Origin of the sequence: Dyella mobilis, from assembly GCF_016904945.1 — a bacterium.
GTDB lineage: Bacteria > Pseudomonadota > Gammaproteobacteria > Xanthomonadales > Rhodanobacteraceae > Dyella_B > Dyella_B mobilis.
Genome location: NZ_JADIKF010000037.1, coordinates 180,205 through 201,734 on the forward strand (window position 1 = coordinate 180,205; position 21,530 = coordinate 201,734).

Consider the following 21,530-nt stretch of genomic DNA (forward strand, 5'->3'; position numbering starts at 1 on the left):
TGAATTCGGACGGCGGCGTGCGGTCTCAACGTCGCCGTCACATCTTTTCACGTGGAGTTTGCCCCATGCGTTTCCCCCGCCATTGCCTGCTCGCCCTGCTGTTGGCGGCGCCCATGCTGCACGCGCAGGTGGCGCCCGATACGGCCGCGGACGCGTCGGACACCGATACCCCGGCAAAGGCATCTAGCACGGCGGCGCCGGCGGACCAGGTCGACCTGGACGATGTGCGCAACTTCGCGCACGTGTATCAGATCATCCGCCAGGCCTATGTGGAAAAGGTCGACAACAAGACCCTGATGAACGACGCGATCAAGGGCATGCTGTCCGGCCTGGACCCGCATAGCGCCTATCTGGACAAGGAAGGCCTGCAGGAACTCAACGAGGACACCACCGGCCAGTACGGCGGCCTCGGCATCGAGGTGATGGAGGACAACGGCCTGCTGCGCATCGTGTCCCCGATCGACGACACCCCTGCCTCGCGGGCCGGCATCAAGCCGGGCGACGTGATTACCGCGATCAACGGCAAGGCGGTCACCCCCGACAATATCGACGACATGTTCGATGCCCTGCGCGGCGATCCGGGCACCAAGATCACCCTGGGCATCCTGCACGAAAAAGCCGACCAGCCGGTCACCATGAGCATGACGCGCGAGCGCATCTCCATGACCAGCGTGAAGGTGCGCGAGCTGGAGCCGGGCTATGCGTACATCCGCATCAGCCAGTTCCAGGACGACACCGCCAGCGACCTGGAAAAGAAACTGGGCGATCTGTTGAAGAAAGACGGCACGCAGAAAGGCGCGATTCTCGACTTGCGTTCCAACCCGGGCGGCCTGCTGACGGCTGCCGTGGGCGTGAGTAACGACTTCCTCGATTCGGGCACCATCGTCACCACCCGTGGCCGCCTGCCCGATTCCAACCTGTCCTTCACGGCACACCCGGGCGGCGACATGTTGAACGGCGCGCCGATGGTGCTGCTCACCGACAACGGCACGGCCTCGGCCGCCGAGATCGTTTCCGGCGCACTCAAGGACAACCACCGTGCACTGATCGTCGGCCGCCGCACCTTCGGCAAGGGCGTGGTGCAGACCGTGCTGCCGCTCGACGACACCCATGCGGTGAAGCTGACCACCGCACGCTACTACACGCCGAACGGCACCTCGATCCAGGCCGAAGGCATCAAGCCGGATATCGCCCTGGCCGACCTCACCGTCGCCAAGGTGGACGACACGCAGGAACCGATCAACTCCGAAGCGGACCTGCCGCACCATCTGGCCAACGAAGCGACCGCCGCCGCGGGTAAGAACATCAACAACGACGGCAGTGCGGAAAACGCCAAGCTCGCAACGACGGATTACGCGCTATCGCAGGCGTTGAATATCTTGAAGGGATTGGCGCTGCGCCACGACGCCGGCGTGCCCGCCGCCAGCGCACGCTGACGCTGCTCTTCGCTTCCTCTCCCCTGCGGGGAGAGGATTGAGGTGAGGGGCCACTCTTGCGCAAAAGCAACATCGAGCAAGCTCTAACGCAGAACGTCAGCAAGCCCCTTTCTCGAAAGAAAGAGACTCACCCCCTCAAAAATCCTTCTGCAACGTTAAATACAACCCGCGACGCGGCCCGTACTGCGGCGCACCCACGCCCACGCCCGTACCGCTGCGCAGTTCGAACGTGCGATCCAGCGCATTGATCAGCGCGAGCTGCGTATGCAGCTTGCCGAAGCCGTCGAAGTTGAAATCGTGCGAGACGTTGAGGTTGAGCTGGAAGTAATCCGGTAGCGACAGGCCGTTCGGCGTCAGGCCATCCTCGCGCAAGCCGCTGCCGAACAGATAATCCGCACCGACCTTGGTATCGCTGGTGATCGCGTAGTTGACGCCGCCGGACGAGGTGTACTTCTGGTCGTGGTCCAGATGAATCCAATGGTCGGCGATATACGCCAGGTCGTCCGGATGGAAGTTGTACTGGCTGGTGATCACGTCCTTGCCCATCGCGCGGCTGAAGGCAAAGTTGAAATACGCCGACAGCGGCCCTTCGTTGTAGGTCACGCTGAATTCGTTGCCGCGAATCTTGCCGTACCTGTAGTTGAAGGTGGAGTAGACCAGCGCCGTGCCGAACTGGCCTTCATCCTGCAGGCGACTCACGTCGCGGTAATAGGAGTCGAAACCCACCGTCCAGGCCGAACCGATGTTCTGCGAAACGCCGACGTCGTAATAGTTGGAACGTTCGGTCAACGGCGTGTTGTTGCCATAGTTCTTCACGGCATTGGTGGTGTCGGCGAAGGCCTCGATCGCCCCGCTGGAGATCAGCTCCGTCTGCGGCGGAGTGAAATAGCGCGAATAGCCGGCGTGAACGGTGGTGCTGTCGGTCGCCTGCCACACCAGGCCGACGCGCGGACTCAACTGGCTCTCTTCGCGGAACGCCGTGTACTTGTCGCCGCGCAGGCCGTAATTGAGCGTCCAGTCGTCGCCGATGTTCCATTCGTCCTGCAGGTAGGCCGCATACGTTTTCGCGGTGATCGCGCTGCCGGTAAAGATGTTGAACGGTACGGTGCTGGCCTGGCTGCCATCCGGATTCGCCGGAAAAACCAGCGAGTTGGTGTTGGTGTAGGAATGGTCGTATTCGCCATACAGGCCATAACGCAGGGTATGCGAACCGCCCCACGGCATCGAGAAATCCGCCTGCAGGGTGGATGCGCGGTCGCCCTGGTTGATCTGCCCGGCCACGCCGTTGAACATCAGGTCGCCGACGTCGTCGGGGTAATACTGCAGACCGCTGTAACGCTGCCCCACCGACACCTGGTAGTTTGTGTTGCCAAACTTGCCCTGCAGCGCCAGCACGCCGAAGCGGGTCTGCTCGTTCTGGCGTTCATTCAAATTCGCGGAATCGAAGTTGGTGACGTCCAGGTAGCCGAACTGCGGCGTCTGGCTGGGGTTGTTCGGAATCTGGAAGCGGTTGTTGGTCACGCCGAACATCAGGCTCAAGCGCGTGTTGTCGTTGATCAGGTACGACACGTCGCCGAACGCCTTCACCTGGTTGGTGCGATCGTGAATCGGCGTGCGGCTGGACGTCGGGTTCTCGATGCCGACGTTGTTCTCCAGGTAGTTGGCCGTGAAGAAATAGCTCCAGTCGCCGCTGTGGCCCCAGAACGAAGCATTCGGATTAAGCGTGCCGAACGAGCCGCCGGTAATGCCTACGCTGCCGCCGTTGCTCAGATCGCTGCCGCTCTTGGTGGTGATATCCACCACCGCCGCCGTACGCTCGCCGTATTGCGCCGGCAAGGCGCCGTCGAGCAGTTTCACACTCTGGATGGTGCGCGCATCGAGGGTCTGGCCGAAGCCGGAGATCGATTCGGGAATCATCACGCCGTCGACGCGGTATTGCAGGTTGGCATGATCGCCGCGCACGTGCAGCCCGCCATAGGAATCCTGCACCACGCCCGGCGCTTGCAGCAGCACCTGGTTCATGGGCGTGGCGTCGCCCAGCGGCAGCGCCTGGATGTTCTGCGCGGTAATCACATACTGGCTGCTGCCGGTATCCGGTGACAGGCTGTTGCGTGCCTCGTCGAGCGCCGCGGTGACGCTCACCGCCCCCAGGTCTTTGACCTTGTGCGGGCGGCGAGCGCCCGAACCATCGGCCGTGTCGTCGGTACCATCTTCCGCCGGCTGCTGAGCGGCCGGCGCGGGTGTATTGACCGGCGGATTGGAGGTAGTCGTTATTGTGGTCGGAGTGGCGGCATAGCCGCTGACGGCGTAAAGCGCGAGGCTGAGCCCAAGCGCAAGCGGGGACAATTTCATGCGGGGTTCCGGCGGATATCGTTTTTAATGGGCGCAGTCGGAGCGAGACCGATATGTTATAACATTTCCATCACGCCGACGCGCCCCTCCCAGAAGTCATGCCAGCCCGCATCGCCGATGCACGCCTGGGAATTCCCCGGTTTATGCCCTCCTCATCAGACCGCCACGTGAGCGGCCTATGATCCGCTGACGATTCCAAGTGCAAGCGGAGCGAGGCATGACCGAGCCCAATCAGACAACCTCGACCGGCGCCAACCTTCCCGCCGTGATCGGCCAGGACGACGCCAGCAACCGGGTCACCCGGGCCATCCTCGATTTCATCAGCCAGATTCCCGACAGCAAGGTGCACAGCCACGGCGACCCGGAAACGGAAGCGCGCCGACTGGCCAAGCGCGCGGCACAGCGCGCGGCGATCACTGCAGGCTCGCTGGCCTTGCCGCCGGGGCCGCTGGGCTGGCTGACCATCCTGCCGGAGCTGATTTCCATCTGGAAAATCCAGGCGCAATTGGTCAGCGATATCGCGGCCGCCTATGGCAGGCACGCGGAACTGGGACGCGAACAAATGCTTTGGTGCCTGTTCCGGCACACCTCGGCGCAGGCGTTCCGCGACCTGGTGGTGCGCCTGGGCGATCGACTGATCTTCCGGCGCGTGTCCTACAGCGTGATCGAACGCGTCGCCAAGCAGATTGGCGTGAAGGTGACGCAACGTGCGCTGGGCGAAGGGCTGTCGCGCTGGATGCCGGTGATCGGCGCCATCGGCGTCGGCGGCTATGCGTACTACGACACGCGCCAGGTTGCGGCCACCACCATTGCGATGCTGAAAAGCGAAATCGACACCACCGATGGCGATGTAGTGCCGGTCCAGGTCGTCGCACGGGAAATTCCTCCGACGCGTGCGCATTGATGCGTCCCGGTGACGCTGCGCGAGGTTTGCGTCAAGCTGCGCGCCATGGCCGCCACGGCGTTGGAGCTTTCGCATGAGTCCGTCTCACCCGCATCCGGTTGCGTTGATCACCGGCGGAGCCAAACGCGTCGGCGCCGTGATCGCGCGCACGCTGCATGCCGCAGGCTACGATCTCGCACTGCATTGCCGGCACTCGATCGACGAGGCCAGGCTGCTGGCCGCGGAGCTGGAGGCGCAACGCCCCGGCAGTGTGTTGCTGTTGCAGGGCGAACTCGCCGACAGCCAGGCATGGCCGCGGCTGGTGAACGAAACCGTGAACCGCTACGGGCGCCTCGACGCACTGGTCAATAACGCCTCGGCGTTCTACGCCACGCCGATCGGCACCGCCACCGCGACGCAATGGAACGAATTGTTCGCCTCCAACGCGCAGGCACCGTTCTTTTTGGCACAGGCCGCGATGCCGGCCTTGCGCGCCGCGCGCGGCGGCATCGTGAACATTGTGGACATCTACGCCGAGCGCGCCATCGCCGAACATCCCATCTACGTGATGGCCAAGGGCGCGCTTGCGGCCATGACGCGCACCCTGGCGCTGGATCTTGCACCCGACATCCGCGTGAACGGCGTGGCCCCCGGCGCCGTGATGTGGCCCAGCGACGGCAAGCCTTACGACGATCAACAAGCCATGCTGGCACGCACGCCGCTGGGCCGCGACGGCACCCCGGAAGATGTCGCCGGCGCGGTGCTGTGGCTGTTGCGCGATGCGCCGTTCGTCACCGGACAGATCATCCGCGTGGACGGCGGGCGCTCGGTTTCCATCTGACTCCCAGCATGCCGATCGAACGCAGGCAGGGAAATCGACTTCCCTGCCCGCGCAAAACCACGTCTGCTCAGGATTTGGAGCGGAACGCCTGTTGCAGCGTTTCCTGATCGAAGCCGCCGCCGGCTTCGCCTTCATCCACATAGCGATACAAGGCCACCGCGTAGATGCCCTGCAGGCAGGATTGAGCGATCGCCAGCAGCGCAATGCCAATCACCGCTACGGCGACGGCCGTTACGGTCAATGCAGCCGAATGCGTGCTCGCCGCGCCAACCACGATCAGGGCCAGCGGAATCATCACCGCGAAGGTGATCACGCCGAACGCGAAGTTGATGCCTACGTTGCCGATCAGGTTTTCGCCCCAGCTGCGCTTGAGCATGTCGACACTACGCTGCACCGCTTCCACCGGGCCGACCTCTTCATTCGCCAGCACCGGCACGACCAGGTAGGTGGCCACGGTCCAGGCGAGGCCGATCATGCCGACCACCAGGCGCCCGATCCAGCCCAGGCGCTCCTGCAGGCTGCGCAACAGCAGGCCCACCGTCGCGGCAATCACGGCATAGCCGAGGATGGAACCGAAACGCGACCGCGCCACGGCAAGGCCGTCGGACACGCTGGCTTCGTCGCCGCGCAAACGCGCACTCGCCACACTGGCCAGCGCCGTGTTGAAGAAGATGATCACGGTGTACTGCGCCAGGTAGAACAGAAACATGAAGACGTAATGCAGCGGAGAAAGATGATGCGCTTCGCCGAGCGCGCGAATGCGTTCGTCCGCCGCGACCTCGATGCCCACCGGAGCCAAAAACGTTATCGCCACCAGCACGGTGCAAATGCCTGACAACACCGGAAACATCAGCAACGACCTGTCCGAGCGCAACACCTCCGCACTCGCCTGCAACAACGCCCAACTACGTGCAAACTTGCCGACCATCTCGGCCCCTCCCCTGTGTGATCCCAGGCGCCAGCATAGCGCGGGAAACGCCGTCGCACCGGCCGGCAGGGCCTACAGGGGCTCGACCGACAGCGGCTCGCGCTCGGCGGGAAACGCCGCCCACAGCTCGGCCATGGTGCGGCCGCTCACCGGGTGCTTCAGGTGCGGCGCGATATCCGCCACCGGCTTGAGCACGAAGGCGTGCTTGAGCTCCTTGCGCGGAATATCCAGATGCCCCGGACCCTGGGTGACCAGGTCGTCGTACAGCACGATGTCCACGTCCAGCGTGCGGTCGGAATAGCGCGGCACGTCGCGGCGGCGGCCGTGGCGGTCTTCCAGCGCGTGCAACCAATCATTGAGCGCGAGCGGAGACAGGTCCGTGTACAGGCCCACCGCGAGATTGATGAAATCCGTCCCGTCGAAACCGACGGCGGCGCTGCGGTAAGCGGGTGAGATATCCAGCTCGCCGAAGCGTGCGCGCAGTTCTTGTAGCGCTGCATGCAGATAACGGTGTGGCTCCTGGTTGGAACCGAGGCTGAGATAGACGCGCGCCATCAATCGGGCCGTTTGCCGCGCTCGATACGCACGCCCACCGCTTTCGCACCGCGCACGGCGCCAGGCTTGGAGAGCTTCAAGCTCACCCACGCCACGCCGAATTCCTCGCGAATGATCGCCGCGCAGCGCTCGGCCAGCGTCTCCACCAGGCCGAAGCTGGATTCGCCGACATAGGTCATCAAGCGCTTGGACACGTCTTTGTAATTGAGCGTGTGCGCGATGTCGTCGCTGGCGGCGGGCACGGTGTTGTCGAACGCCATTTCGATATCCAGCGACAAGGTCTGGCGCACGCGGCGCTCCCAGTCGTAGATGCCGATCACGGCGTCGATGCGCAGGTCTTCGATGAAAACAATATCCACGTGGGCAAGATTCCGTAATGCGGGCGATGCGATCAGGCCGCCGGCGGCAGCGTTTGCAGATCCCAACGCGGAAACACCTGCACCGATTCGTCCTGGTGCTGGCCATGGGCAAGCCTGATCGCGCCGGCCAGCGCGATCATCGCGCCATTGTCGGTGCAGAACTGCAGCCGCGGGAAATAGGTCTTGAAACCGTCCCGTACGCCGGCCGCGGCAAGCTCCTCGCGCAGGCGGCGATTGGCGCCGACGCCGCCGGCGATCACCAGCCGCTTCGCACCGGTTTGTTGCAAGGCGCGGCGGCATTTGATCAGCAGCGTGTCGACAATCGCCTCTTCGAAGGCCCGCGCGATGTCGGCGCGCGTCTGCTCGCTCTGGTCCGATTGCTGCCAGGCCAGCAAGACCTGGGTCTTGAGGCCCGAGAAGCTGAAATCGAGCCCCGGGCGATCAGTCATCGGCCGCGAGAAACGGAACACACCCGGCCGGCCGCTGCCCGCCAGCTTGGCCAGCGCCGGACCGCCCGGATACGGCAGGCCCATCATCTTGGCGGTCTTGTCGAAGGCCTCGCCGGCGGCATCGTCCAGGGTGTCGCCGAGGATCCGGTAGTGCCCGATCGCCTGTACCTCCACCAGCATGGAGTGTCCGCCCGAAACCAGCAGAGCGACGAACGGCGGCTCGGGCGGGTCGTCCTCCAGCAGCGGCGCCAGCAGATGCCCTTCCATGTGATGTACCCCGATCGCCGGAACCCCCAGCGCCCAGGCCATCGCCCGGCCGGTGGCCGCCCCCACCAGCAGCGCGCCGACCAGGCCGGGACCGGCGGTATACGCCACCCCGCCCAGGTCGGCCGGGGTCAGCCCCGCCTGCGACAGGGCCTCGCGCACCAGCGGCAGCAGCTTGCGCACGTGGTCGCGGCTGGCCAGTTCCGGCACCACGCCGCCATAATCGGCGTGCAGCTTGATCTGGGTGTACAGCGCGTGTGCCAGCAACCCCTGCCCGGGCGCCTGCGGCTCCCAGCGCAGCAGGGCCACGCCGGTTTCGTCACAAGACGTCTCGATCCCCAGGATGGGGCGAGGTGTGGAGGGAGAACTGGGAGCGGGCGACATCATCGACATGCACCGTTTTCGGTACTCGGACCCCCATTTTTGCCGATACCGGCCGGCCAAGCGAGCCCCGTACATCTGCCCTGCTTTTTCCTCTTTGAATTTTTGACATGAGTCGGCGTATACTTGGCGGCTCGCCCGGTTCTGCGGGCACGTTTAACATCCGGAGTTTCCATGCCCAGCGTAAAAGTTCGCGAGAACGAGCCGTTCGAACTCGCCCTGCGTCGCTTCAAGCGCACCTGTGAAAAGGCCGGCGTGCTCGCCGAGACCCGCAAGCGCGAGTTCTACGAAAAGCCGACCCAGGAACGCAAGCGCAAGCGCGCCGCTGCCGTGAAGCGTCATCTGCGCCGTCTGTCGCGCGACGTTTCGCGCAAGACCCGCCTGTACTGAGTCCGGTCCGCCTGCGGGCGGCCCTTTGTGTTCGGGCGCGTATCGCGCCGAACGGCTCGTTTACTGGCAGCCCGGCGCGTCCATTCGCAGCCGCCGCCAGCTCAGGTATCAGCACCGGCCGACGTTGCCCCGCAACGTCGGCTTTGTGCTTTCCGAAAATCGTCTTCCAGGGAGCCCATCATGAGTCTCAAAGCACAGCTCACCGATGACATGAAGACCGCCATGCGCGGCGGCGACAAGGACCGCCTCGGCGTGATCCGCCTGATCCTGGCCGCCGTCAAGCAGCGCGAGGTGGACGAGCGCATCGAACTGGACGACAGCCAGGTGCTGTCCGTGCTGGAAAAGATGCTCAAGCAGCGCAAGGACTCGGTCACCCAGTACGCCGCCGCCGGCCGCGAGGACCTGGCGAACGTCGAGCGCGCCGAAATGGCGGTGATCGAAACCTATATGCCGGCCAAGCTCAGCGACGCCGAAGTCGACGCCCTGATCGATGCCGCCATCGCCGAAACCGGCGCCAGCAGCGCGCGCGACATGGGCAAGGTGGTGGGCGTGGTCAAGGGCAAGGTCGCCGGCCGCGCCGACATGGGCCACCAGGTCTCGGCCCGCATCAAGGCCCGCCTGGGCGGTTGATACCGTCCCACGGGGTGGCGCCGGTCCGCCGGCGTCACGAAAGGTGATCACCCGCTTTGCTAGGCTGCGCCGCGCAGCATCGCATCACATCAGCAGGGATAACGCATGCACCTGATCAAATGGGCCATCATCTTCGGCATCATTTCACTGGCCTCCGGCTGGCTGGGCTTCGGCACCCTGTCCGGCGTCACCGGCACCATCGCCAAAGTGCTGTTTGCCATTTTCGTGGTGATCTTCGTGCTGGTGATCCTGGCCGTGATCGGCCTGATCCACATTCTCTAGGGCCTGCTCGGCCCGCTCCAGCACCGGATCGCGGCCGGCGCGGATATCCGCCACCGTCGTGATGACTTGGATGTCCGGAGCAATGCCGATGCCGACAAACGGCTCTCCGTCCGGGCTCGTTTCGCGTTTCACGCAAATGCGCGCCTTCCCGCCGCCGGGCAGATCGAACATCAGCGGCTGACCGGTGCTGCCCGCCGTGGGCCGCCCCACCAGCAGGCCGCGGTGCATCGCCTTGAACGAAGCGACGAAATCCTCAGCCGCCGAAAACGAGCGCGGACCGGTCAACACGGCCACCGGTCCGCTGAAATGCACCGGCTCGCTGTGTACATAGGGAACCCCGCTGTCCGGCAGCCGCCGCCATTCCAGCATCGTCTGCCCTTGCATGCGCCAGTACGGGGACACGGATAGTACGCGCTCGCGCAAGAACGGAATCGGCCGCTCGCTCAGATAGCTCAGGATCCGCATGCCGTAGTCGCTATTGCCCCCGCCATTGCCGCGCACGTCGAGGATCAATCCCTTCGCCTGCATGATTTGCGGCAGATGCTGCTCGAACGCCTTCACCGCCGCATCGCTCTCGAAATGGGAGAGCACCAGGTAGGCGATCGATCCCGGCAGCATGCGGAACGCAAAGCGGGTCGGCCACTTCTCGTCGTAGCCCTTGCGGGCAAGAGTGACATCACGCGAGGCCCCTTGCGCATTGCGTATCGTCAGTGTGACCGGCTGATCGGCATCGCCATCCAGCAAGCCGTAGTCGTACATCCGCACTTCGCCATCTTGAGGCGTGGCGATGCTGGCGTAAGGCGCCACGCGCTCTTGCGCATAACGATGCACTTCCATGCCGTCGATCGCGGTGATTTCGTCGCCCACGCGCAATCCCTTGGTCGCCAGCGCCGGGCTGAACACGCCCGTCACCAGCACGCGGTTTTCGAATAATCCGGTAACCAGCGGCGGTCTTGCGTAGAAATGCGACTGCAATGCTTCCGGCGGATAGATATTGGTATGCCCGTCGTGCAGCAGAGGCGCCAGGCGCATCAGCACTTCGTAGTAGGCCTTCGTATCCTTGGCGGCGATCACCTGGGGCAGGAAATCCAGATAGACCTGATCCCAATCCAGCTGCGGCACGTGATCGAAATGGACGAAGTTGTATTTCGCTTCCGACCAGAACAGGGAAAGGCCCGCGATGCGGTGCACCTCGTCCAATTGCGGCGTGTACGGACCGGTCAGGCTCTTGGCCTGCCAAAGGCGGCCAGCCTGATCCAGATTGGCCAGCATGGCCTGGAACCGCGGCTCATTCTGCAAGGAGGCAAAAGCTTTCTCCTGGCGGTAATACGAAGCCAACACGGGGTACAACGCTTCGGACTGCGCGGCTTCCAGCGCATCCAGCGCCGCGCTGCGGTTGCCCTGCAAGGCGTAGGCTGCCGCCAGGTCGCGCAAGACGTCCGCACGACGCGACCGCAAATAATCGTTGCCGTCGGCCAAGCCCATCACATTAGGCTGATCGAGGGTTTGCAGGGCCCGCTTGAGGATCGACACCGCCTGCTGAAGGCCTTGCTGCCCTGGGTGCGGCGCCACGATGTATGCACGTGCCTCATCCCTGGCCTGCTGCACCTGGTCGTAATAACCCATCGCGGCGGGCTCACCCGCCATGGCGGCCCATCCATACAGGCTCAGCACAAGCCCGACCAGCCAGCCACACCGTGTGCGCATACCCGCATCCCTGCTCAAGGTCCGCCCAAGACTACTCACACGTAGCGACTCTGACCAATGCTAACCGTCTAAACTAACGGCCTATGCGCGGCCGAATCCCTGACAGCTTCATCGACGAACTGCTTGCCCGCGTCGACATCGTCGACGTGATCGAGCGGCGCGTGCCGTTGAAGAAGGCCGGCCGCGAATGGACCGCATGCTGCCCGTTCCACAACGAGCGCACGCCTTCGTTCTATGTCACTCCGGCCAAGCAGTTCTTTCACTGCTTCGGCTGCGGCGCACACGGCAGCGCCATCAAATTCCTGATGGATTACGAGCGGCTGGAATTTCCCGACGCCGTCGAGGAGCTGGCGCAATCGGTTGGCATGAAAGTGCCGTACGAAGGTGCGCGCGACAACGCTCCGCGCGAAGACAAATCCGATCTCTACACCACGCTGGACGCCGCCGCGCGCTGGTACGAAACCCAGCTGCCCAACAGCGCCGATGCCAAGGCGTATTGCGCCAAGCGCGGGCTGGATGCCGAAACCATCGCGCGCTTTCGCATCGGCTGGGCGCCGGCCGGGTTCGATGGCGTGATCCGCAGCCTGGGCACCAGCGAACGGCGCATGCAACTGCTGACCGAAGCGGGCATGGTTGCCAACAACGAGCGCGGCAACAAGTACGACCGCTTCCGCGAACGGCTGATGTTTCCGATCCTGGATCGACGCGGCCGCGTCATCGCCTTCGGCGGACGAGTGCTGCAATCGGACCAGGGGCCCAAGTACCTCAACTCGCCCGAAACCCCCCTCTTCCACAAAGGCCGCGAACTGTTCGCGCTGTGGCAGGTAAAGCAAGCCAACAGCAATCTGGCGCGCATCGTGGTGGTGGAAGGCTACATGGATGTGATCGCGCTGCATCAGGCCGGCCTGCCGATTGCCGTGGCCACGCTCGGCACCGCAACGACACCCGATCACACCGAAGTCTTGTTCCGTGCCGCGCCGGACGTGGTGTTCTGCTTCGACGGCGACCGCGCCGGACGCTCCGCCGCGTGGAAAGCGCTGGAATCAGCGCTGCCCCGCTTGCGCGACGGACGCCAGGCGTATTTCCTGTTTCTGCCTGACGGCGAAGACCCTGACACCCTGGTGCGCAAGGAAGGCAAGGACGGTTTCGAAAAGCGCCTGCGCGAAGCAACGCCGCTGTCGGAATATTTCTTCCACGAACTCTCGCACGACGTCGACACTTCCAGCATCGATGGACGTGCGCGCCTGGCCGAACGTGCCCGCCCGCTGATCGCCCGGCTTCCCGATGGCGCCTTCCGCGACCTGATGGCGCAAGAGCTGGAAAAGCGCAGCGGCGCACGCGCCGTACTGGAACCGGATGCCAACGCACGGCGCACCGTGCAACGCCCGGTGGCCGTGCAGCGCTCGCTGGTGCGTAGCGCCATCTCGCTGTTGCTGGCGCAGCCGGGCATTGCCGATCAGGTGGAACGCCCTTACGGCTTTCTTCGCCTGAAAAAACCCGGTATCGAACTGCTGGCCGAACTGCTCGACACGGCGCGTGCGCGCCCCGGCATCAATCCGGCGATGCTGGTCGAACACTTTGCCGAGCGCGCCGAATATCCCTCGCTGCAAAAATTGATGGCGGCCACCGCCGTCGGCGAGCCGGAAGCGCAGCGCATGGAATTCTTCGACGCGCTGGTGCGCATGGAGCAACAGATCGTCGACCAGCGCCGCGAGGAACTGGTCACGAAAAATCGCGAAGGCGGCCTGGACAGCGCGGAAAAGGCCGAACTGCGCGAATTGCTGAAGGCACGCGCGCCGGCGCCCACCGCCGACTCGTGATTCCGGCGCCATGCAAGACGTCACAGGAAGCGCAATACTTCGCGGTGCCGACAACAAGGATCGTCGATGGATCTGCTTGAACGCCTGATCACCGTATTCGCCGAGAATGGCTACGCCGCCGTGTTTATCGCGCTGCTGCTGTGCGGCGCCGGCATTCCGTTACCCGAAGACATTACCCTGGTGGCAGGCGGCGTGATCGCCGGGCTGGGTTACGCGAACGTACACACAATGGCCGCCGTCACCATGGTCGGCGTGCTGCTCGGCGATGCGGCCATGTTCCTGCTCGGCCATCACTTCGGCGAACACATGCTGCAATGGAAGCCGATCGCGTTGCTGATGCCGCCGCGCCGCTACGCCAAGATGCAGGAGAAATTCGAGCGCTACGGCAATCGCCTGATGTTCTTCGCGCGCTTCCTGCCCGGCATGCGCACCGCCGTCTACATCACCGCCGGCGCCACCCATCGCGTCAGCTTCTGGCGCTTTCTGTTGCTCGACGGCACGGCGGCGTTGATCAGCGTGCCGTTCTGGGTTTACCTCGGTTATTTCGGCGCGGACCGGCGCGAATGGCTGACGACGTGGATCCACCGCGGCCAGAGCAGCCTGTGGATATTGGGCTGCATACTCGTGTTGATTCTGCTGGTGCTGTGGTGGCGGCGCCGCCAGCGCAAATCGCGGACTCAGTGAGCCTGCGCGTCGCCCGGCAGCAGCTGCAACTCGGCACGCAGGCTTTGCAAGCTGTGCTGATTGATCTGGATAAAGCCGCTGGCCGGCGTATCCAGGTCCGCAATCAGGCTGATGGAAATAGCCACCATCAACACCGGGATGAACGTGGCGAACCACGATCGATGACGTTGCCCATACCCCACCACCAGCGAAGTCAACGCAGCTAGAAAGCCCAGCAGCAGCCAGATGTCGACCGGAATGCGGTTAAGCGTCGCCTCGACCCGCTCGCCATCCACGTCGAACAGCATATTGAGCGATTGCGCGTAGAGCGCGACGATCGGTGTCTGGTTCTGCTGCGCAACGGCCACCGCATCGCTCCACAGCGCCTGCTGGATGGCTCTCGATTGTTCCATCGCACTCTGCTGTTCCCCGTTGCCGCGGGCGAGGCTGAAGATGGCGATGCGCGCTTTCAGGTAATCGTGCAGCAATGACGGAGCGCGGCTGCGCACCGGCTCGGCCTGCATGGCGGCACGCTGATACGCCGTGGCGATGGCATTGGCCTCGTCGGCCACCAGCTTCTTGCGCTCATCGAAACGCGACAGGCCCATGGCCATCGCAAAGCCCAGCAACAGGCTCAGCAGCACGGCGATCTGGCCACGCGTTTCGCGCACTTCCTTCTGCCAATCGCGATCGTCGCGATGAGCGGCCAAGGCACGCAGGCGATAACCGAATTCATGGGCCAGCAACAACACGATGCAAGTGACTGCAAACAGTACGGCCGGATGATCGAGCAGGTACATCGTCGCCCCCTCGGATGCCTGGATATGCTGGTACTGCGTGCCGGACACTTTAGCGGGTAATCGCGCCGCATTGCCAAGAGCTCCCCCCTCCCACCCTCCCCCTGCCGGCAGGGGGAAGAGTAATGCGATGCAGGATTTATCTCTCCCCATCATCCGCCCCCGCTGACATACGAGGGGGTGCCCAACGCGAGATATTGTGCAAGCCGGGCGAGCCTTCGTCCACGCGATCCGCGCACGCCCGGCGTATGAAGTGAAAGAGCGCGAGCCGCATGGGTTAAGGGCCCACACGGCTCGCTACCACAACCAACTTACGATACTTAAGGAGTAGTTGATCATGGGTCCCCGGATCATACGGTACACACACGTCAACGTGTCCCCGCCGTACCAGCTTTCGCTCACTTCACGTTCGTGCCTCACGCACGAAGCCGGGTCTTAGCGGATATCGGCCGACTAAGCGTAGGCATACGCTTACACGGCTTGCAGATTTTTCTCTGTTATCCCTCACGCCGCGCGCAATGCGCGGCGTGTCTAACGGTGTGGAGCGACGGTATGAAAGCGTTCAAGCCCGCGGCCATGACGCTGCGCGGATATGTGTTGCACGAAGAGCAATATCGCAAGTTGGAACAGTTGCGCGATCAGCTTTTTCTGATGGCGAAAGTGATTTATGCATCGACCGAGGAAGAGGAAGACGTGTTGCTGGAGGTGCGGCGCTCCAATCTCGGGCAGCTGCTGGAAGATTTCGGCTTGCGCGTGGACGAAGTGGTGACGGCGCTGCAGTGCGACGGGCATCGATTGCAGACGCCGTCGCAATGGCACTGAAAGCCAGATGTAGGTTGGGTTACCCTGGACTTGATCCGGGGGTAACCCAACGTTTTTCTCGCGCCGACACGAAATCTGCTGGGTTACGCTGCGCTAACCCAGCCTACGTCAATGGCTGGATGCTGCCACGTCCTGACGGTTCCACCAGCCGCCGCCGACGGCCTGAAACAAGGCCACGGAATCGGAATAGCGGGCCGCGCGCGCCTGGATCAAAGTCAGCTCGGCCTGCCGGTAAGTTACCTGCGCGTTGAGCAACGCCACCATGCTGATGTCGCCCACCGCATACTGGCGTTGTGCAATCGCCAGGCTGCGTGCGGCAGCTCGCTCAGCGCGCGAACTGGCGACCAGCGCATCGGCGTCGGACTGGGCCGCGTGCAGCGAATCGGCCACGTTTTGCAGCGCCGACATCACCGTGCTGCGGTATTGCTCGGCGGCTTCTCGATAAGTCGCCTCCGCCGCGCGCTGCTTGTGCTTGAGCGAGCCGCCGTCGAAGATCGGTGCGGTAATCGCTGCACCGAGATTCCAGAAGCTGGTGCCGTGGCCGAACAGATCGTGCATCTGGTCGGCCGCGCTGCCGCCATTGGCCGTGATGTTGATATTGGGCAGGCGCGCCGCAAACGCCACGCCGACTTGCGCGCAGGCAGCGTGCAGATTGGCCTCGGCCATGCGCACATCCGGCCGCTGCTCGACCAGACGCGCCGGCAGGCTCATCGGCAAGTCTTGCGGCAACTGCAGTTGATCCAGCTCGAAACGTGCCGGAATGTCCTGATCAGGCGGGCGCCCGCTCAACACGGCCAGCAGATCGCGCTGTTGCGCCAATTGCTTCTGCAAGGGCGGCAAACTCGCCCGCGCCTGCTCCAGCGTTGCCTGTTGCGCGGCAATATCGGCCTCGCCCACATCGCCCAGGGCCAATTGCTTCTGGTTGGTGTCGAGGATCTTCTGCTGGCTGTCGATCACATCCTGCGTAGCCGCAATCTGCGCACGCAGCGAGGCTTCGCCCACCGCTGCGTTCACCACATTGCTGGTCAGCGTGAGATACGTCGCTTCCAACTGAAAGCGCTGCGCATCGGCCTGCGCCGTCAGCGATTCCACACTGCGGCGATTGGCGCCCCACAAGTCCGGCATATAGGAAATGCTCAACTGCGCCGTGGTGAGGTTGTACAGCGTGGCGTTGGACACCACGCCGCTGGCGATCACCGAGCCGGTCTTCTGGCGAGTCGGGTCTACGCTGGCCGACACCTGCGGGAAAAACTGGCCCTGCTGCGCGCGCACGTTTTCCATGGCCGCACGCAAGGCTTCCTGTGCAGCGGCGACGTCCGGGTTGTGCTTGATCGAGTCATCCACCAGCGCGTTCAACGGCTGGGAATGGAACAGCGTCCACCACTGCCCGGGGATATTCATGTCGCGCACGAACTGCTGCGCGCCGCCATCTGCCCCGGGCGTCGAAGTGGTCGCCTTGGGCGTGCCCGCGGGCGCGTAATCCTGGCTGACCGGAGCGGCAGGCCGATGGAAGTCCGGACCTACGGCGCATGCGCCCAGCGAGATGGCGATGCCGAAGGCGAGCAGGCTGCGACCGGCGCGCCACAATGCGATGTTCTGGATAGCGGGCATGGTCAGATCTCCTCCGCCGAAGGGGCATGGCCCCAGCGCTTCTGGATAAAGTTCTCCAGTCCGTAGTACAGGCTGGGCAGAATAAACAGCGTCAACAAGGTGGCGATCGGCAAACCACCCACCACCACCGTCGCCAGACCGCGCTGCACGTCGGTGCCGATGCCGGTTGCCATGGCGGCCGGCAGCATGCCGATGCTAGCCACCGTGGCGGTCATCAACACCGGACGGAAACGCTCCGTGGCACCGACCAGCACCCCTTCGAACAGCGACAGGCCTTCCTTTCGCACGCGGTTGATGTTCGACACCATGATGATGCCGTTCTGCACCGCCACGCCGAACAGGGCAATAAAGCCCACTGCGGTGGCGATGTTGAGCGTATCGCCGCGCACGTGCAGCGCGATCAGGCCGCCCACCGTTGCCAGCGGCACCACGCCCAGCACCAGCACGGCCTGGTGGAATTTGCCGAATTCAAAGAACAGCAGCACCAGCATGATCGCCATCACCATGCCCATCACCACGATCAGGCGCGCCTGCGCGCGCTCTTCGTTCTGGAAGTTGCCGGCCCACTCCAGCTGATATTTGTCTTTGTCGAAATGCACTTTCTGCGCAATTTGCGCCTGCGCATCGCCCAGGTATTCCGACAGTGCGCGGTCGCGGTTGTCGATACGGATGGTCAGTTCGCGCTTGTTGTGCTCGTGCGCAATGGTGCTTTCACCCATGGCCAGCTTGATGTCGGCCACTTCCTTGAGCGGAATCTGCGCACCGCTGGTGGAGCTCAGCGGCAGCTCGCCCACTGCCTGCAGGCTGTTGGCCACGTCGTTCGAAACGCGCGCGGTGACGTTGTAGGTGCGGTCGCCCACGTACACCTGGGTGATCGGCGCACCGCCGATGGCGGTCTGGATCAGGTTGGTGATATCGCTGACATTGACGCCATAGCGTGCCGCCTCGTCGCGATTGGCCGTAATCGACAACTGGGGAATCGGCGGCTCCTGGAAGATCGATGCATCGGCAGTACCGCGGACACCACGCAGCACGTCCACGATCTCGCCACCGATGCGGCGCATCTCGTGGAAATCGTCGCCGTAAATGCGCAACACCAGCGGCGCATGCGCCCCGCCGACCATGTCGTTCTCGCCGTCGATGATCGGCTGGCTGATACCTACGCTGATCCCGGGAATCTGTTGCATGCGCGCATTGAACTTGCGCAGGAACTCCGCCTTGGTTTCGCCATGCCAGGTGCTGTAGGGCGTAAGACCCACCGCCGATTCCACGTGCGACGGCGTCCACGGGTCGGTACCCGAATCATTTCGGCCCAACTGGGTGACGATGTACGACACCTCTGGAAATTCGCGCACCACTTTGCGCAGCTGAGCCGTCATCTGGCTGGCTTTATCCAGCGACAGACCCGTCGGCATCTGCACCTGCAGCCACAAGGAACCTTCGTCCAGATCGGGCAGGAATTCGCGGCCGATGGTCGCACCAAGAATCAGCACGCCACAGAACGCCACGGCGGCGATCGCGTAGGCAATCGGCAGACGATGCAGCAGCTTGCCCAGGGTATGGGTAAACCACGCCTGCAATCTTTCCAACGGTTTGTTGTGGAAGAGCTTGCGCGGTTTGCGCAGCGCCAGATAAGCCAGCGCCGGCGTCAATGTCACCGTACACAGCAGCGCTGCCAGCAGCGCATAGCCCACGGTAAAGGCCATCGGGCGGAACAGCTTGCCTTCCGCATGCTCGAAGGCGAACAGCGGTGCATAGGCGGTGACGATGATCAAGGTGGCGAAGAAGATCGAACGACCGACGTGGCCGGTCACCGTCATCACGTCTTCTTCGGTCAGCACTTCGGTCGGCTTGCTTTCGCGCTGGCGCAGGATCGCTTCGGTAATCACGATCGCGCCGTCCACGATCACGCCGAAGTCGATCGCGCCGAGCGAGAACAGGTTGGCCGACATGTGGGTGAACTGCATCAGGATGAAGACAGTCACCAGCGACATCGGAATCGCCACCGCCGCCACCAGCGCCGAACGCGGGCTGCCTAGGAACAGGATCAGCACGATGCAGACCAGGCCGATGCCTTCCATCACCGTGTGAAACACTTTCTCCTTGGTGGCGTTGACCAGGTCGTCGCGGTCGATATACGGCACGATCTGCACGTCTTGCGAGCTGAGCTGCTTGTTCAGCTCGGCCACCTTGGCATGAATACCGTCGAGCACACGCGACGGATTTTCATACTTCAAAAGATCACAGATACCTTCGATGGTATCGGGGTTGCTGTCCTTGCCCAGAATGCCTTCGCGCACCTGATGGCCGTAGCGCAACTTGCCCAGCTCCCCTACCAATACCGGCACGCCGTTGTTCTGGGTGACGACGATGTCGCCCAGGTCTTTCAGCGAATGCACCATGCCGATGCCGCGCACGATGTAGGACTGCTCGCCGCGCGTGATGCGTCCACCGCCCGCATTGGAGGTATTGGCCGAGATGGCGGCGGTGACCTGATTGACGCTGACGCCATAGTGCAGCAACTGCTGCGGATCGAGTTCGAGCTGGAATTCCTTGGTGAAGCCGCCGAAGTTGTCGACGTTGATCACGCCGGGAACCTGATTCAGCGCGGGAATCACCACCCAGTTCTGAATCTCCGACAGCTGCATCAGGTTCTTGGTTTTCGATTCCAGCGTATAGCGATAGATTTCGCCCGCCGGGCCGGTCACCGGATCGAGCCCGGGCGTGATGCCCGTGGGCAGCGTCACCTGGCTGATGCGCTCCATCACGCGCTGGCGCACCCAGTAATCGTCCGCGCCATCCTTGAACGTCAGCGTGATCAGCGACAGACCGAACGTGCTGCTCGAACGCATGCTGACCAGATCCTGCGTATTGGCTAGCCCGCGTTCCAGCGGCGTGGTGATTTCCTGTTCGATTTCCTCGGCTGCCAGCCCCGGCACCTGCGTGGTGACCTGCGCGGTGACGTCGCTGAGTTCCGGATACGCCTCAATCGAAAGCTGGGTCCACGAGTAGTAGCCAAAACAGATGACGAGAATCGTCACGACGATGAAAAGCATTCGCTTCTCAAAGCAAAAGCGGAAGAGCGCGTTAATCATTGAGCAGCACTCCGCCTCGGACGATCACGCGATCGCCCGCCTTCAGCCCTTTCAATACGCGCGTACCGTCGGCTTCGTCATAGCTCAGGTCCACCGTGCGGCGCTCGAAGGTCCATGGCGACACTTCGACGAACACCGTGGTGCTGTCGTTGTTCATCACCAGCGCGGATTCGGGTACGAACACTTCGTCCGGCTGCGGGATGTCGATGCTGACATTGGCGAACATGTTCGGCTTCAGGCGCAGGTCCGGATTGGCAAACACTGCACGCACCAGGTCGCGACGCGTATCGGGTTGCAGCACGGGATTGACGAAGCTCACGGTGCCGTGGAACACATCGTCCGGATACGCCGTCAGCACGGCGCTGAGTTTTTCGCCCTTGTGCACCTGGCCGACATCGCTCTCCGGCACATTGGCGGTGATCCAGACCGAATCGAGATTCGAAATGGTCATCATCGATGCGGTCGCATCGTTGACATACGCGCCCGGCGATACCGACAGTGCCGTGATGTAGCCGCTGCTCGGCGCGGTGATCTGCATCGGGCGCGTCGCGCTGGCGCCCTGGGCGCCGCCGACGGCGGTAAGGCGCGTCTGCGCGCGGTTGTATTCGGCCAGCGCCTGGTTGTAGCCGCTCTGTGCGCCTTCCAGGTCTTTCACCGCACTGCCGCCCGCGGCCTTCACGGCGCGCGCACGGTCCAGCGTTTTCTTGGCCAGATCCAGGGCGTCCTTGGCCTTGTAGAAGTCGGCATAGGCCTGCGCCAGGTCGCCGGAATCGATCACCGCCAGCAATTGCCCGCGGGTGACCTGATCGCCCAACCCCACCTTCAGCGCCATGATCTTGCCGGTCAGCGGCGGCAGCACGTTGGTGGTGCGCGCAGGATCCGCCTCGACATTCCCCGGGAATACCTTCGCATGCGGCGCCTGGCGCATCTGCACCGGCTGCATCACCAGTTCCTTGCGCAGCGGGGAGCCATCGGGAACGGTGTAGGTGCCGTGATCGACAGTGAAAGCAGGTGGCGCTTCGGCGCCCTGGTCCGAGCCGTGCGAGCAGGCGGCCATGCTCAGTGCTACGGCAATCATGATGGACAGGCGCGAGGCGGTCTTGGTCAGATGAAACATAGAGGTGTTCCCTTCAGCTTGGCGCTTGAATGCTGCCCCGCGACCACGAGGCCACAGAGCTGTTGCAATACGGTGAAGGGAAGACTGACAGTGCATGAATTCACTATCGGATGGATCCCCCGGACCGCGGTTTGGCCGCCTAAAACCA

Annotated in this window: 18 protein-coding genes and 1 pseudogene; 9 read left to right on the plus strand and 10 right to left on the minus strand. The window is 63.5% G+C overall.

Annotated elements, in window-relative coordinates; translation table 11 throughout:
* Positions 1-65: 65 nt before the first annotated feature.
* Positions 66-1,436, plus strand: coding sequence for a S41 family peptidase (locus tag ISS99_RS06710; protein ID WP_204630832.1), 1,371 nt, complete (start codon positions 66-68; stop codon positions 1,434-1,436).
* Positions 1,437-1,571: 135 nt separating this feature from the next.
* Here ISS99_RS06710 and ISS99_RS06715 read toward each other — a convergent pair whose 3' ends face one another.
* Positions 1,572-3,788, minus strand: coding sequence for a TonB-dependent receptor (locus ISS99_RS06715; RefSeq protein WP_204630833.1), 2,217 nt, complete (start codon positions 3,786-3,788; stop codon positions 1,572-1,574).
* A gap of 217 nt (positions 3,789-4,005) precedes the next feature.
* Here ISS99_RS06715 and ISS99_RS06720 point away from each other — a divergent pair, with 217 nt between their 5' ends.
* Together ISS99_RS06720 and ISS99_RS06725 are read left to right on the plus strand one after the other, a co-directional pair.
* Positions 4,006-4,692, plus strand: coding sequence for a hypothetical protein (locus ISS99_RS06720; protein ID WP_239537757.1), 687 nt, complete (start codon positions 4,006-4,008; stop codon positions 4,690-4,692).
* A 73-nt stretch (positions 4,693-4,765) separates the two neighbouring features.
* Positions 4,766-5,512, plus strand: a complete 747-nt coding sequence (locus ISS99_RS06725) for a pteridine reductase (RefSeq protein ID WP_204630834.1) — start codon at positions 4,766-4,768, stop codon at positions 5,510-5,512.
* Positions 5,513-5,579: 67 nt separating this feature from the next.
* On the opposite strand, the gene ISS99_RS06730 is transcribed toward ISS99_RS06725, so the two are convergent.
* From ISS99_RS06730 to tsaD, 4 genes are all read right to left on the minus strand, one after another.
* The gene (locus ISS99_RS06730) at positions 5,580-6,440 is read right to left on the minus strand and encodes a DUF6159 family protein (protein WP_204630835.1); all 861 of its coding nucleotides are present in this window, start codon (positions 6,438-6,440) and stop codon (positions 5,580-5,582) included.
* Between the two features lie 72 nt (positions 6,441-6,512).
* Positions 6,513-6,995: a 2-amino-4-hydroxy-6-hydroxymethyldihydropteridine diphosphokinase gene (folK, locus tag ISS99_RS06735; protein WP_204630836.1), complete on the minus strand. Its 483-nt coding sequence runs from the start codon at positions 6,993-6,995 to the stop codon at positions 6,513-6,515.
* Positions 6,995-7,354, minus strand: coding sequence for a dihydroneopterin aldolase (gene folB / locus ISS99_RS06740; RefSeq protein ID WP_204630837.1), 360 nt, complete (start codon positions 7,352-7,354; stop codon positions 6,995-6,997). The genes folK and folB overlap by 1 nt, the downstream gene beginning before the upstream one ends.
* A 32-nt stretch (positions 7,355-7,386) precedes the next feature.
* Positions 7,387-8,451, minus strand: a complete 1,065-nt coding sequence (gene tsaD, locus ISS99_RS06745; RefSeq protein ID WP_204630999.1) for a tRNA (adenosine(37)-N6)-threonylcarbamoyltransferase complex transferase subunit TsaD — start codon at positions 8,449-8,451, stop codon at positions 7,387-7,389.
* A 171-nt stretch (positions 8,452-8,622) separates the two neighbouring features.
* Here tsaD and rpsU point away from each other — a divergent pair, with 171 nt between their 5' ends.
* From rpsU to ISS99_RS06760, 3 genes are all read left to right on the plus strand, one after another.
* A complete protein-coding gene (gene rpsU, locus ISS99_RS06750; RefSeq protein WP_115477777.1) occupies positions 8,623-8,838 on the plus strand; it encodes a 30S ribosomal protein S21 in 216 nt (71 codons plus the stop codon).
* A gap of 180 nt (positions 8,839-9,018) precedes the next feature.
* Complete coding sequence (locus tag ISS99_RS06755) at positions 9,019-9,468, plus strand: GatB/YqeY domain-containing protein (RefSeq protein ID WP_204630838.1); 450 nt, start codon at positions 9,019-9,021, stop codon at positions 9,466-9,468.
* Positions 9,469-9,573: 105 nt separating this feature from the next.
* Positions 9,574-9,750 carry a DUF1328 domain-containing protein gene (locus ISS99_RS06760; RefSeq protein ID WP_425490440.1) on the plus strand — a complete coding sequence of 59 codons (177 nt, stop codon included), beginning with the start codon at positions 9,574-9,576 and terminating at the stop codon, positions 9,748-9,750.
* 75 nt (positions 9,751-9,825) lie between these two features.
* Here ISS99_RS06760 and ISS99_RS23645 read toward each other — a convergent pair.
* Positions 9,826-11,457, minus strand: a pseudogene (locus ISS99_RS23645) (S41 family peptidase); the annotation flags it as partial.
* Positions 11,458-11,540: 83 nt separating this feature from the next.
* On the opposite strand from ISS99_RS23645, the gene dnaG reads away from it, so the two are divergent.
* Together dnaG and ISS99_RS06775 are read left to right on the plus strand one after the other, a co-directional pair.
* Positions 11,541-13,277, plus strand: coding sequence for a DNA primase (gene dnaG / locus ISS99_RS06770; RefSeq protein WP_204630839.1), 1,737 nt, complete (start codon positions 11,541-11,543; stop codon positions 13,275-13,277).
* A gap of 66 nt (positions 13,278-13,343) precedes the next feature.
* Entirely contained in the window at positions 13,344-13,961 is a 618-nt protein-coding gene (locus ISS99_RS06775; protein ID WP_204630840.1) for a DedA family protein, read from the plus strand.
* Here ISS99_RS06775 and ISS99_RS06780 read toward each other — a convergent pair.
* A complete protein-coding gene (locus ISS99_RS06780) occupies positions 13,955-14,740 on the minus strand; it encodes a bestrophin-like domain (protein WP_204630841.1) in 786 nt (261 codons plus the stop codon). The two genes, ISS99_RS06775 and ISS99_RS06780, sit on opposite strands and share 7 nt — an antisense overlap.
* A 549-nt stretch (positions 14,741-15,289) precedes the next feature.
* Here ISS99_RS06780 and ISS99_RS06785 point away from each other — a divergent pair.
* Complete coding sequence (locus tag ISS99_RS06785) at positions 15,290-15,559, plus strand: XAC0095 family protein (RefSeq protein WP_204630842.1); 270 nt, start codon at positions 15,290-15,292, stop codon at positions 15,557-15,559.
* A gap of 108 nt (positions 15,560-15,667) precedes the next feature.
* On the opposite strand, the gene ISS99_RS06790 is transcribed toward ISS99_RS06785, so the two are convergent.
* From ISS99_RS06790 to ISS99_RS06800, 3 genes are read right to left on the minus strand one after another with little or no spacing between them, the layout of a single operon-like run.
* A complete protein-coding gene (locus ISS99_RS06790) occupies positions 15,668-17,170 on the minus strand; it encodes an efflux transporter outer membrane subunit (protein WP_204630843.1) in 1,503 nt (500 codons plus the stop codon).
* A gap of 2 nt (positions 17,171-17,172) precedes the next feature.
* Complete coding sequence (locus ISS99_RS06795; RefSeq protein ID WP_204630844.1) at positions 17,173-20,265, minus strand: efflux RND transporter permease subunit; 3,093 nt, start codon at positions 20,263-20,265, stop codon at positions 17,173-17,175.
* Positions 20,258-21,382, minus strand: coding sequence for an efflux RND transporter periplasmic adaptor subunit (locus tag ISS99_RS06800; protein WP_204630845.1), 1,125 nt, complete (start codon positions 21,380-21,382; stop codon positions 20,258-20,260). The genes ISS99_RS06795 and ISS99_RS06800 overlap by 8 nt, the downstream gene beginning before the upstream one ends.
* Between the last annotated feature and the right edge of the window lie 148 nt (positions 21,383-21,530).

Excerpts from the sequence above, each read along its gene's own strand:
- folK (WP_204630836.1), bottom strand. The coding sequence starts at position 6,995 with ATGGCGCGCGTCTATCTCAGCCTCGGTTCCAACCAGGAGCCACACCGT.
- tsaD (WP_204630999.1), bottom strand. The coding sequence starts at position 8,451 with ATGTCGCCCGCTCCCAGTTCTCCCTCCACACCTCGCCCCATCCTGGGG.
- ISS99_RS06710 (WP_204630832.1), top strand. The coding sequence starts at position 66 with ATGCGTTTCCCCCGCCATTGCCTGCTCGCCCTGCTGTTGGCGGCGCCC.
- dnaG (WP_204630839.1), top strand. The coding sequence starts at position 11,541 with ATGCGCGGCCGAATCCCTGACAGCTTCATCGACGAACTGCTTGCCCGC.
- ISS99_RS06730 (WP_204630835.1), bottom strand. The coding sequence starts at position 6,440 with ATGGTCGGCAAGTTTGCACGTAGTTGGGCGTTGTTGCAGGCGAGTGCG.
- ISS99_RS06715 (WP_204630833.1), bottom strand. The coding sequence starts at position 3,788 with ATGAAATTGTCCCCGCTTGCGCTTGGGCTCAGCCTCGCGCTTTACGCC.
- ISS99_RS06720 (WP_239537757.1), top strand. The coding sequence starts at position 4,006 with ATGACCGAGCCCAATCAGACAACCTCGACCGGCGCCAACCTTCCCGCC.
- ISS99_RS06785 (WP_204630842.1), top strand. The coding sequence starts at position 15,290 with ATGAAAGCGTTCAAGCCCGCGGCCATGACGCTGCGCGGATATGTGTTG.
- ISS99_RS06755 (WP_204630838.1), top strand. The coding sequence starts at position 9,019 with ATGAGTCTCAAAGCACAGCTCACCGATGACATGAAGACCGCCATGCGC.
- ISS99_RS06725 (WP_204630834.1), top strand. The coding sequence starts at position 4,766 with ATGAGTCCGTCTCACCCGCATCCGGTTGCGTTGATCACCGGCGGAGCC.
- ISS99_RS06775 (WP_204630840.1), top strand. The coding sequence starts at position 13,344 with ATGGATCTGCTTGAACGCCTGATCACCGTATTCGCCGAGAATGGCTAC.
- ISS99_RS06795 (WP_204630844.1), bottom strand. The coding sequence starts at position 20,265 with ATGATTAACGCGCTCTTCCGCTTTTGCTTTGAGAAGCGAATGCTTTTC.
- ISS99_RS06790 (WP_204630843.1), bottom strand. The coding sequence starts at position 17,170 with ATGCCCGCTATCCAGAACATCGCATTGTGGCGCGCCGGTCGCAGCCTG.
- rpsU (WP_115477777.1), top strand. The coding sequence starts at position 8,623 with ATGCCCAGCGTAAAAGTTCGCGAGAACGAGCCGTTCGAACTCGCCCTG.
- ISS99_RS06800 (WP_204630845.1), bottom strand. The coding sequence starts at position 21,382 with ATGTTTCATCTGACCAAGACCGCCTCGCGCCTGTCCATCATGATTGCC.
- ISS99_RS06760 (WP_425490440.1), top strand. The coding sequence starts at position 9,574 with ATGCACCTGATCAAATGGGCCATCATCTTCGGCATCATTTCACTGGCC.
- ISS99_RS06780 (WP_204630841.1), bottom strand. The coding sequence starts at position 14,740 with ATGTACCTGCTCGATCATCCGGCCGTACTGTTTGCAGTCACTTGCATC.